Here is an 11,720-nt window from a genome sequence, read left to right on the forward strand (position 1 = left end):
AGGAATTCTCACCATGACCAGCTCTGAAAAGTCTATTCAGCGTGATGCGGAACAAATGCAACAATGGTTGGCCGGCGATTTTGATACAACATCTGTCGCCTCATTCAAACCCGGCCCCGGCATCGCAAGGCTGGATCTGAAGTTTGATATTGATGAGCTGCGTAAATGCTATTTCGAACTGCAAAAGCACGTTGAAAACCTGGGTTCAGGCTTCCACGCATTGGCGCTGACCCGTCGCCCCGGAGTTGAAGTGCCTGAGCCTTATGACCTGGTAGGTCGCTTCTGGACCCGCACCGACGACACCTATGAAGAATATGCCCGTGACGAAATGGTCGATGAGTCGCTGTTCACTGAATTCAATCCGCTGTTCAAAAATACCTATTTTGAAGAAGTACATAAGCAGCTGATCTCCCGGTTCCCCATCGGCCGCATGCGAGTACTGAAAAAAGACATCTACAATTGCAACTCCTGGCACCGAGATCCGGAACCTCGCCTACACATTCCGATTGTCAGCAACCCGGGATCTCTATTTATCGTCAACCATCACTGCACCCACCTGCCAGCAGACGGATCTGTGTATTTCACAGACACCCGTGGTTACCACACCGCTCTGAATGGCGGCGAAGACCCACGGGTACATATCGTTGCGGCGCTGCCTTACGAAGGTGCTATGCTCACTGACGAACAAGTCGCCAGTCAGAAATTCTAAAAGGAATACGCCCCGTGACAACTAAACCCAGCGGTAGCTACACCGGCATGGCCGGTCGCCAAGGCATTGCCGAAAAAGACCTGATTGATTTTCGCAGTGATACCGTCACCCAGCCGACCTCAGGCATGCGTGAAGCAATGGCAAACGCCCAGGTTGGTGACGACGTCTACGGCGAAGATCCAAGCCTTAATCTGCTTGAAGAGCAGGTTGCCACACTGCTGGGCAAAGAAGCTGCACTGTTCTTTCCAACAGGCACCATGAGTAACCTGGCCGGCTTACTGAGCCACTGTCAGCGCGGTGAAGAAGCCATTGTCGGTGATCAGTACCATATCTACCGGGATGAAGCCTGTGGCGCATCGGTACTCGGCGGCATCGCCATGCAACCACTGCAAACCGATGCCCGTGGCAGTGTAACTGTGGAGCAGCTGGCCGCTGCTATCAAACCGGACGATCCACACTGTGCTGTAAGCCGCTTACTATGCTTAGAAAATACAGTTGGTGGAGTATTGCAGGATCAGGACAACATTGATGCTCTGACCGATTACGCGCATCAACAGGGATTACTGGTGCATATGGACGGTGCCCGGTTACTGCATGCGGCGGTTGCTCAGGAGCTGTCACCGGCCCGTCTGGTACAAAATATCGACTCCGTATCGCTGTGCCTGTCTAAAGGTATGGGGTTACCGCTCGGTTCTGTACTCAGCGGCACTAAAGCTTTTATCCAGCGTGCTAAAAGAATGCGAAAACTGCTCGGCGGCGGGATGCGTCAGGCAGGTATTATCGGCGCAGCTGGCCTGTATGCACTGGAGCATCATATTGAACGTTTGGCGGACGATCATCGCCGTGCCCGCACCCTGGCAGAAGGCTTGGCAGAAATAGAAGGCCTGACGCTGGACCTGAGTGCAATTGAAACCAACATAATGTTCATTACACCTGAACCGATAGACCACGCCGCCCTGCATTTATTCCTCGCAGACAATGGCGTACTGATCGGTGGCCAGTCGCCATCCTGCCGGATGGTGGTACACATGGATATCGATGATGCTGCCATTGCACGCACCCTCGACCTGTTCCGCCAGTATTACCAATAACTGATTAACAATCTTTCTGAAGAGTCGACATTTCATGAGCCAACTACCTGCCCTGTGGCGCAACTATATCAATGGCCAGTGGCACACCGGTCAGAGTGGTAATCTGAGTGTCGATAACCCGGCAAACCTCAGTAAAGTTGCCGATATTACGCTGGCCAGCCCAGAGGATGTTGATAGCGCAGTGGCTGCGGCACGGGCCTGCCATAACAGCGCGGTATTGCCTGCCATGCGCCCTGTTGAAAGAGGCCGTATGGTTCGCAAAATGGGCGACTACCTGCTGGAAAACTGTGACGAAATCGCCACTGTACTGACGCTGGAAACAGGTAAACCCCTGGATGAGGCCAAAGGTGAAATACAAGGTGCCGCCCGCTATTTTGAATATTACGCAAATCAGGCAGAAACCCTTGATGGCCGGGCGATTCCGCTGGGCAAGGATTACATTGATTACACGGTTTACGAACCTTTTGGCGTAACAGCACACATCGTACCCTGGAACTTCCCGATAGAAATGATCGCCCGTTCCGTTGCACCGGCACTGGTTACCGGCAACACCTGCGTGATTAAAACCCCGGAGCTAACGCCACTGGCCTGTACCTACATTGCCAAAGCCGCTGAATTTTCCGGCTTCCCGGCAGGTGCCGTTAACATCCTCTGCGGCTACGGCCATGAAGCGGGCGCTGCCCTGTCTAACCACCCGGATATCGATCAGATGGTGTTCACCGGATCAGTTCAGACCGGCACCTTGATTGCCGAAGCAGCGGCCCGCAACTTAGTACCCTGTGTACTGGAGTTGGGTGGAAAATCAGCGGCTATCATCTGCGAAGATGCCGATCTGGACAGCGTTGTTGAATCTGTCCGCTGGGGCATTTTCTACAACGCAGGGCAAGTTTGCTCTGCCTTGTCACGCATCATCGTCCATCAGGATATTCATGATGAGCTACTACAGCGCCTGACACATTTAGCCGAAAACCTCAGCGTTGGCAGTCATGACGAAAACCCGGATATGGGTTCACTGGTAAGTATGGATCAGCAACGTCGGGTAGCAGACTTCTGCCAGCAAGCTCAGCAGGCTGGTGCTATCGCGACAACCGGTGGCGCGCCACTGGATCGCCCGGGTGCGTTCTTCCAGCCGACTGTCTTCAGTCAAGTCACTGCCAATATGGCAATAGCTACTGAAGAAGTATTTGGCCCCGTTCTGACAGTCCAGTCTTTTGCCGACGACACCGCAGCCATTCAGCTGGCCAACAGCACTGAATATAGCCTGGCAGGCGGCGTATTCAGCAATGACTTACAGCGGATTATGCGGCTGTCTCAGCAGCTGAAAGCCGGTCAGGTATACGTCAATGAATGGTATGCCGGCGGTGTGGAAACGCCTTTTGGCGGCACCGGAAAGTCCGGCTATGGCCGTGAAAAAGGCCGCGAAGGCTTAATGAATTATGTGCACAGTAAAAACGTCGCTATCCGGCTGAAATAAATAGCCTTTAGACAATACATAGCATATTTATCGACGCCGCTCTTCCCGCGGTGTGCGGCCATATTTTTGTTTAAAGCAGCGGGCAAAATATGACGCTGACGTAAAGCCGCTGGCGGTAGCCACCTGTAATACAGATAAGGTGGACTGCTGCAGCAAATGCTGCGCTCGCTCTAACCGGATCGCCATGTAATGGCTGGCCGGGGTACATTGCAGATGCTCCTGAAACAGGCGCTCTAACTGGCGGCTGGACAGCCCTACTCTGGAACCAATTTCCTGACAGGTTAAATGTTCTTCAATGTGGTTACGCATCAGCTCAAGGGCTTTTACCAGCCGCGGATGATTCACCCGGTGACGCAGCTGAACAGCCATACGCTGCTGTTCATGGGCACTGCGGATATGTGGATGTATGCACTGTTCAGCTACATCGGTAGCCAGCGCCTCACCGTGTTTATAGGAAATCAGCTGCAACATCATATCCAGCCCGGCCAGACCACCGGAGCAGGTAATGTACTGATCGCTGATTTCAAACAATTCATCGGTCACATTCAGGGATGGAAAATCTTCCCTGAGGCTTTCGATGTTTTCCCAGTGAATGGTGCAGGCATGTTCTTTCAGCAAGCCAGCCCGGGCCAGTAACAGGCTGCCGGTGGAAGTCGCCCCGACAGCAATGCGTCGCCGGCTCAGGCCACGCAGCCAGGCATACAGCTCTGGATCATCCAACTGATGTGCATCAATACCGGCAACAACAAACAGCGTCGACAGGTCCGTGACATCCTGCATGTCCCGGCTCGGAGAAAAAGGTAAACCGTTACTACAACAGACCGGCTGATCGTCACTGCAGTAAAAATCCCACTCGTAGAGAGTGTCACCACGTAAGCGATTCGCCATACGTAACGGTTCCAGCGTTGCCGCCAGCGACAACATAGAAAAGTTTGCAGTCAGATAAAAACCTATACGTTCGGCTGCCGGAGATATCATTTAACTCACCTGAAAACATGTCGGATAGTAAACCTATAATGTCGTAAATATTTTATTTTATCTAGCCATCTTTCGCCATTATTAGTCTTATAGAAATTTGTACGAAGTAGAGAAAAAGGTGGGGCAAGACAAAAACCGGCAGCAAACCGACGTTTATAGATATAAATAAGGATTTGAAACCTGGTTTTAACCCTGCGTCACCGAGTGCAGTGATCTCATATAAAAACAACGTCCGCATGTCGGACACAACACTACAGATGAAGCAGTGAATACCATGACTCAGTTGAAACGCCGCTCCCGTCGTAAGCCTAAGGTAGCTCCTGGCCCGAAGATTAATCCAGCACCTGCAGGTACTGAAGGCGGCAGTTTCCAGCCACTCAGCCAGCAGGATATCCAGCGCATTGTCGATGCCGCTTATAAAGTTCTGGAACAGACCGGCATCGAAGTTGGCCCAAGCCCCTGCCGGGATCTTTTCGAAGCAGCTGGCTGTCGGATCGACGCCGAGAAAAATCGGGTCTTCATTCCTGCTCCTCTGATCGATAAAGCCCGTGAACTGGCCCGTCCGGAAGTATTACTGGCCGGCCGTGATCCGGAATATGACCTGCAGCTAGGTGGCCGTAAAGTTTACCTGGGCACCGGTGGTCAGGCGGTGAAGATTCTCGACATTGACGATAACGTTCGGGAAACCACGCTGGAAGATAACTATCACATCGGTCGTCTGGTCGACACGCTGGATCATATTCACTTCTACATGCGTCCTGTGGTGTGTCGTGATTTAAGCAACGACGATATCGATATTAACCAGCTGTATGCTTGCATGAGTGCTACCAAGAAGCACGTTATGAGTAACGCATACCTTCCGGAAAAAGTTGCTGACTTACGTAAGATGGGTGAAATGATTGTTGGCGGTAAAGAAGCATTTGATGCCCGCCCACCACTATCATTCACTGCTTGCTGGACTGTATCTCCGCTGCGTTATGCAATGGAAACAGTTGAAATCCTTGATGAGATTATCGACTACAACATTCCGGTTGTACTCTCGTCGGCACCGCAGGCTGGGGCAACCTCACCAGCGTCACTGGCAGGTACACTGGTGCAGTTAACCGCTGAACAGTTGTCAGGTTTCACCTATGTGAACCTGAAAAGTCCGGGCTATCCGGCCATTATGGGCTGTGTACCGGCACAGGCAGATTTACGTACCGGTTCCTTCACCGGCGGCTCTGCTGAATTTGCCCTGCTGAACGCTGCCTGCGCTCAGATAGCACAGTTCCTTAACTTGCCAATCTACAACTCATCCGGCATTGCAGACTCTAAAGTGGGCGACGCTCAGGCAGGCTTTGAAAAAGGCATTACAACCGCCACCGCCGCGCTGGCAGGTTCAAACTACGTGCACCATTCCGCCGGCTTCCTGGAAAGCCTGTTAACCGTCGCCTACGAGCAATATGTTATCGACAATGACGTTAACGGGGCGGTAATGCGCCTCACCCGGGGCATTGAAGTAACGGATGAGTCTCTGGCTGTAGACGTCATTCACGATGTCTGTAACGGTGATAATCATTATCTTGGGCATGCACATACCATTGGCCTGATGACCAGTGAATACCTGTATCCAAGCGTCTTTGACCGCCGTACCCGGGATGACTGGCAAGAAGCCGGCAGCCTGGATATTCGCCAGGTTGCCAAGCTGCGCGCAGCTGAAACACTGAGCAAACATTTCCCAGACATTATCAGTGAAGAAATTGATCAACAGTTACGTGCTGAATTCGATATCAAACTGCCGCGGGAAGTCATGAAGCCTGGTAGCTGGACAGCACCGGAAACCAATACCTGAATGGCTATCTGAATAAGTACCTGGCTGAAACCGCCTCATTCCAAAGCAAGCGAGGCATTCAGATCTGCGAAAAACCGGATCAGAGGTTTCAGCCGCGATTTATGCGCCCGTGTCAGTGTCCTGCACGGGCTTTTTTCATGTATTTAAACTAAACCGTAAACCGTCGTAAATCGCCGCATGCAGCCCCCGATGCGCCACTGCATCACCGATTCTCAATAACTGAAAGCTTCCCTGCGGATTAAGCTCCGGTAAGATCAACTGACCATCAATCAGGGCCTGCTGATCATATTGGCCAAGATTGCTGGAAGCCTCCTTCAGCTCAAAATACACCTCATCCAGCGGCATAGTAGCGTTTTCTATCACCACTGCATCCACCAGCACGTCATGTTCCGCACTCGTCAGCAGGTTGCGTAGCGTTACCCGTTTGCGGCCTGCCTCAAGCTGCACATTAACCGGCTCATGATCCGCCATAAAACGGACGTTTTTAGCGTATAAACTCCGCATTGCAACCGCATGAGTGGTAGGACCAAGCTCCCGTAGCGGGCTATGATCCGGGGTAACAAAACGCACCTCGCAGCCAGATATAGCCAGCACTTCAGCACTGCTGGCCGCAGCCTGTCCGCCCTGCTCATCAAACAGTAATACTTCACCGTTAAATCTGTCTCCACCAAGAACATCCCAGCCACAATGGCAATGTTGCTCACCACTGAAGCCAAGCTCCATTGGCAGCCCTCCTGTGGCGACAATCACCCAGTCAGGTTGCTCTGCTAACACCCGCTCAGCATCTGCATAGGTGTGGTAATGCACGGTCACACCTAACTCATCGACCTGTGTAATCAACCATTCGGCAACACTGGCCATCTGGGCACGGGTCTCACCCTTAGCGGCAAGATTTAACTGCCCGCCCAGACGGTCCCCTGCTTCCAGTAAAACGACCTCATGACCACGCAAACGCCAGACCCTCGCCGCTTCTAAGCCTGCCGGACCACCACCAACCACAACTACTTTTTGTGCCTGGAAAGCGCTATCAGGTAACTGACTACTGTCATTGTCACTGACAATAACGTGTGTCATTTGCTGTTCGCGCCCGGTGGCAGGGTTATGCCCACAGAGTGCATCTTTGCCCTGGTTTACCCGGTCTACGCAATACCCCATACCCACACAAGGACGTACAGAGTCTTCATCGCCAGCAGCCAACTTCTGTACCAGATAAGGATCGGCTATCTGCGCCCGGGTCATACCGACCATATCCAGCAAGCCACTGCTGATGGCATGCCGGGCGGTGGCGATATCGGCAATGCCACCCGCATGCAACACAGGTAAATCGACAGCCTGCTTCAGGCCTCCGACAATATTCAGATGTGCAGCTGAAGGCATTCCCATCGGTGGAATCCAGCCCGCTAGCCCAAGATCGTCATAAGGTGCGCCGGCCAGTAAGTTAAAGAAGTCCAGGTTATCGGTTGCAGCAATAGCCTGCGCAATCTGAATACATTCAGTGGCATCCATACCACCTTTAAGCAGTTCATCGGCAGTCAACCGCATACCCACAACAAACTCAGGACCAACCGCAGCCCGCACGGCCTCCAGCACTTCCATCACAAAGCGCAGCCGGTTCTGAGTATTACCGCCATAACCATCTTCACGGGTGTTAATCAGCGGTGACAAAAACTGCCCCAGCAAATGCGAGTGTGACAACAGCTCAATGCCATCAAAACCACCCTGCTGACAACGTAAAGCCGTGGCACAAAACTGCTCGATTACCCGGTCGATATCTTCCTGTTCCATCGCTTTCGGATAGCCCCGATGTGCACGCTCCCGCAGAACTGATGGGCCAATTGCCGGCAACCAGTGGCCAGCATCCGTGACTGTTCGGCGTCCCATATGGGTAATCTGGCACATAATGGCTGCACCATGCTGCTGAACACCGGAGGTTAACTGCTGAAACCAGGGAATGATCGAATCATCGCCCGCATATAGCTGGCCAAAGACCGACGGGCTGTCAGGGGCAATATTGGTGGAACCGCCGATCATCGTCAGCGCCACGCCACCTTTAGCTTTTTCTTCATGATAGAGCCGGTAACGGTCACGGGGATGCCCGGCTTCAACGTAGGAAGGCGCATGGGCTGAACTGAATATCCGGTTACGAAGGGTAAGATGCTTTAACTGAAAAGGCGTCAGTAAAGGATCCGTACGTTTTAGGTTTGCCATATAAAGCACTGCCAGTAAGTGTTTTTATACGAGATTCATACACAACTACAGCATTTAGCGATGATACGACTGCGTGCACAGACCTCTGATTATGACACCGAATATATGTACTCTTTTGAAAACCAACAAGCCCGCTGTTGCAGGCCTGTTTTGTAACGTCGCATCGCTTATAAAGCTGTCGTTTTTAGACTGATACTAATTCACCTTTAAGTGCAGCTCCTGATCAGTCTTTCAGTAATGCCAGATAAGCAGTCATTTCATCACTATTCAGCGCCTGCAGATTCATCGATAACTCGGCAATACTCTGCCGACGACTATCAGCCACATAAGGCCCCGCCAGGGTATGAAACTTACTGATAATTTCTTCCAGCGTCAGAGGGTTTTCAGGATTCCCCCGGGCAATACAGGGTTCAGACGTTAACTCTGTACCATCTTTCAGCAGAATACGCGCATGTGCCCAACGCTCTGCAGGAAACAGTGCATCGTACTCAGCCACTTCATGGGTGATTACTTTTCCGCTCAATGCCTGCCGCCGGGCGTCACCAAGGCCGGCATCATTTTCGGCTACAGCTTCCGCGGTAACTACGCCATCAATCAGTGCTGAGGCTACCGAAAACGGCAAACTGTACTGAGCCTGTTCCGTGGTATCCGGGTGCTTCACATGTAACCGCGCCCCCTGATGGAAAGTATGAATATGAATCTCGGCGATATCTTCCGGCTTCAGGCCACCTGACTGACTGCGGATCTGGCGAACAGCTTCCACCGCAGGCTGGGCCCAGCGACACACCGGATAGGCTTTGAAATACTGTTCAAGAATATACCAGCGCTCTCCCAAATCACCCCAGATATCTGCCACTTGCGCATCACTGATAGTGATAGCCGGAGCGCCGGTAAACCCATGCTCAGCCATTAAGGCACAGCTGACACCGGCAAGCGCTCCCCAGCCAGAGCCGTCTTTCACCATGGTCGGATAATCGATACAGCGCATCATCTGGCTACGTGGGCCATAGAACTCAGCACTGCCAAGCGCCTCCCAGGTTTTATCCGCATCCAGCCCGCGCATACGTGCCACTACGGCTGCGGCAGCCAGCCCGTTCCAGGCACCAGAGGTATGATAATCATCAGCGGTGGCGTGTAGTGCTATTCCTGCCCGGGTCGCAATTTCATATCCCATAACTAATGTTGTAAGTAATTCTTTGCCATCAACCGGATCAGCATATGCCTGGCTCAGCAGCGCCGGTAAAACCGTCACGCCTACATGGCCTTTAGTGAGCACCTGGCCATCATGGGCATCGACGCTGTCGATCAGCATGCCGCCATAAAGCGCAGACCCGCACGCACTTGCACTGGCGCCTTCAAACAACAAAGGAATATCACCCGGGTACTGACTCTGTACAAAGCCGGACATTATCCGGCTCAACCGGGTACTTTGCCCTGCTGCAGCCACACCTAACAAATCCAGCAAACAGACTTTTGCCTGCTGAATCACAGTTTCCGGTAGGTCTTCAAAGCGGAGATTATGAATAAAATCCAGACAACCATCATGTCTGGGAGTTACAGGAGTGTTTACTGGAGGAAGTATTTGAGCGGTCGTCTGAGAAGTCATAGTCATTATTCTTTTTGATCGTCAGTCGGGAAGCCGTTACAAACAGCAATGTCAGCATCGACCATACCCAATCAGAGGACCTAAAAAAGAACAATTAAACGACAAAAAAACGCTACTAACCGGCAAATAAATTCTGCCAGCCAGATCCGGACTAAGAGCCCGGATTAATACGGAGGGAAATCTTCCACGCTGTAAGCTTCGCTGGGTAACCAGTCAATTTCAGCCGGCAGTTGCGGGACCAGCTGATTATCATAAACATCCCGGCAGATGCGGGTAATCTCCAGCGGTAAAGTGCCCAACTCTTCACGCCGGGCCAGCAGGAAAATATAACGAGCGTGGCTGCCAGGTGTTATTGGTAAAGTCGTCACGCCTTTCAGTAACAGCGGGTTCTGCAACAAGCTCATGGTTGGCACGAATGCCCAACCCTGACCACTCTGCACAAACTGTAGTAATGTTGTGGTGCTGTCCAGTTCATAACGCACAGCCTGCTCAACGCCTATGCGGCGGGCAATCAGCTGGGTCAGGCTGCCGAGTCGCAATTCACGGTTGTAGCTGATACAAGGTAAGGCCTCCACCAGCGTACGAATGTCTCTGCCATAGGTTTTGATGTGCTCATCAGCCACTACCAGGACAAAGGGATCACGCAAAACCGGGTGAACTTCCAGCTCAGGATGCTGTTGCATCTGGTCACTGGTAATCAGGATATCAATATCCCTCTCCAGCAAAGCATCCTTTAAGGGTGCCATCATGCCGGTACGCAAAGACAACTTACGCGCCGAACTGGCCAGTTGTTCCATCACTTTCTGAGCCGCGACATCAGCGAAGGAATCAATCATACCCAGGCGCAGACGATCCAGACCTTCACTGGAGGCCAGTTGCACCGCGGCCATCATCTGCTGGCTTTCGCCCAGCAACTGACGGGCATAACGCAACAATACCTGACCGCTAAGCGTCAGCCGGGTCGGCCGGGCACGCCGCACCACCAGCGGCACTGCAAATAAAGTTTCCAACTGTTTCAGCGTCTGAGACACTGCTGACTGGGTAATTCCCAGCCGTTCCGCAGCCTGAGTAATCGTTTCCGACTCAGCTATGGCAATAAAGCTTTTCAGGGCACTCAGCTCAGCAAACTTTTCGTTCTTAAGCACGTAAAATTCTCATCTGTACAGATCCTGCAACTATCAACCAAAGTATCGTCGGCGACAAGTAAAAATGCAGTTTTACAGCTTTTCACTTCAGCTCTAAGATAAGCAGCATGCAAACCACCACGCTAACACAATTCAATCTGCGTCCTCTGGACAACACAGCCGAGCATCGGCAGTTTGCTGCGCGGCTCATCTGCAGCAATATGGGCGATTATTACCAAAAATATTCAATGCGCTGGAGTCAGCAGACTTTCGATCTGAACTGGCCGGACCGGAACAATTTCTGCGTCTGCAGTGAAGACACTCCCATCGGCATTCTCAGCCTGTCTATCTATAACCAGCATGCCTACATTCGTGAATTACAGATCATGTCTAACTGGCAGGGAAAAGGTGCCGGAAGCTGGGCACTTAAGGAAGCGGAACGCATGGCCCGACAACGCCGTTGCGAATATTTACGCCTCAAAGTTTTCATATGTAATCCTGCTCTTAAACTCTATGACCGCGCCGGTTTTCTGATCAAAATGCGCGACGGAAATGTTTTTGGCATGGAAAAAAACATCAATCTAAACACACCCGAAACACCCGCCAGGTATGGCTTTCGTTAAACACAATCAAACATAAAATTTCGCTAAAGCCCATTTTTTGCCCACCACATTGGGAGACGCCTGCTAAGCTTAGGGT

9 protein-coding genes are annotated in these 11,720 nt (G+C 52.0%); 5 read left to right on the forward strand and 4 right to left on the reverse strand.

What is annotated here, in order from left to right:
• The first annotated feature begins 13 nt into the window (after positions 1–13).
• Genes OCU49_RS23370 through OCU49_RS23380 form a run of 3 tightly spaced genes read left to right on the forward strand, consistent with a single transcriptional unit; the run spans position 14 to position 3,274 of the window.
• Positions 14–709 (forward strand): hypothetical protein, encoded by a 696-nt coding sequence (locus tag OCU49_RS23370; RefSeq protein ID WP_261842918.1) that lies wholly within the window; start codon positions 14–16, stop codon positions 707–709.
• A 14-nt stretch (positions 710–723) separates the two neighbouring features.
• Positions 724–1,800: a low-specificity L-threonine aldolase gene (gene ltaE, locus OCU49_RS23375; protein WP_336605358.1), complete on the forward strand. Its 1,077-nt coding sequence runs from the start codon at positions 724–726 to the stop codon at positions 1,798–1,800.
• Positions 1,801–1,834: 34 nt separating this feature from the next.
• The gene (locus OCU49_RS23380) at positions 1,835–3,274 is read left to right on the forward strand and encodes an aldehyde dehydrogenase family protein (RefSeq protein ID WP_261842919.1); all 1,440 of its coding nucleotides are present in this window, start codon (positions 1,835–1,837) and stop codon (positions 3,272–3,274) included.
• 27 nt (positions 3,275–3,301) lie between these two features.
• On the opposite strand, the gene OCU49_RS23385 is transcribed toward OCU49_RS23380, so the two are convergent.
• Positions 3,302–4,252: a GlxA family transcriptional regulator gene (locus OCU49_RS23385; RefSeq protein ID WP_261842920.1), complete on the reverse strand. Its 951-nt coding sequence runs from the start codon at positions 4,250–4,252 to the stop codon at positions 3,302–3,304.
• Between the two features lie 274 nt (positions 4,253–4,526).
• Between OCU49_RS23385 and OCU49_RS23390 the strand changes: the two genes are divergently transcribed.
• Positions 4,527–6,083, forward strand: a complete 1,557-nt coding sequence (locus tag OCU49_RS23390; protein WP_261842921.1) for a trimethylamine methyltransferase family protein — start codon at positions 4,527–4,529, stop codon at positions 6,081–6,083.
• Between the two features lie 135 nt (positions 6,084–6,218).
• On the opposite strand, the gene OCU49_RS23395 is transcribed toward OCU49_RS23390, so the two are convergent.
• The 3 genes from OCU49_RS23395 to OCU49_RS23405 form a co-directional block, all read right to left on the reverse strand.
• The gene (locus OCU49_RS23395) at positions 6,219–8,291 is read right to left on the reverse strand and encodes an oxidoreductase (protein WP_261842922.1); all 2,073 of its coding nucleotides are present in this window, start codon (positions 8,289–8,291) and stop codon (positions 6,219–6,221) included.
• Between the two features lie 223 nt (positions 8,292–8,514).
• A complete protein-coding gene (locus OCU49_RS23400; protein WP_261842923.1) occupies positions 8,515–9,897 on the reverse strand; it encodes an MmgE/PrpD family protein in 1,383 nt (460 codons plus the stop codon).
• Positions 9,898–10,061: 164 nt separating this feature from the next.
• Positions 10,062–11,042 (reverse strand): LysR family transcriptional regulator, encoded by a 981-nt coding sequence (locus OCU49_RS23405; protein WP_261842924.1) that lies wholly within the window; start codon positions 11,040–11,042, stop codon positions 10,062–10,064.
• A gap of 107 nt (positions 11,043–11,149) precedes the next feature.
• On the opposite strand from OCU49_RS23405, the gene OCU49_RS23410 reads away from it, so the two are divergent.
• Complete coding sequence (locus OCU49_RS23410; protein WP_261842925.1) at positions 11,150–11,644, forward strand: GNAT family N-acetyltransferase; 495 nt, start codon at positions 11,150–11,152, stop codon at positions 11,642–11,644.
• The last annotated feature ends 76 nt before the right edge of the window (positions 11,645–11,720 follow it).

The sequence above is a fragment of the Aliamphritea ceti genome, assembly GCF_024347215.1.
Lineage (GTDB): Bacteria > Pseudomonadota > Gammaproteobacteria > Pseudomonadales > Balneatricaceae > Amphritea > Amphritea ceti.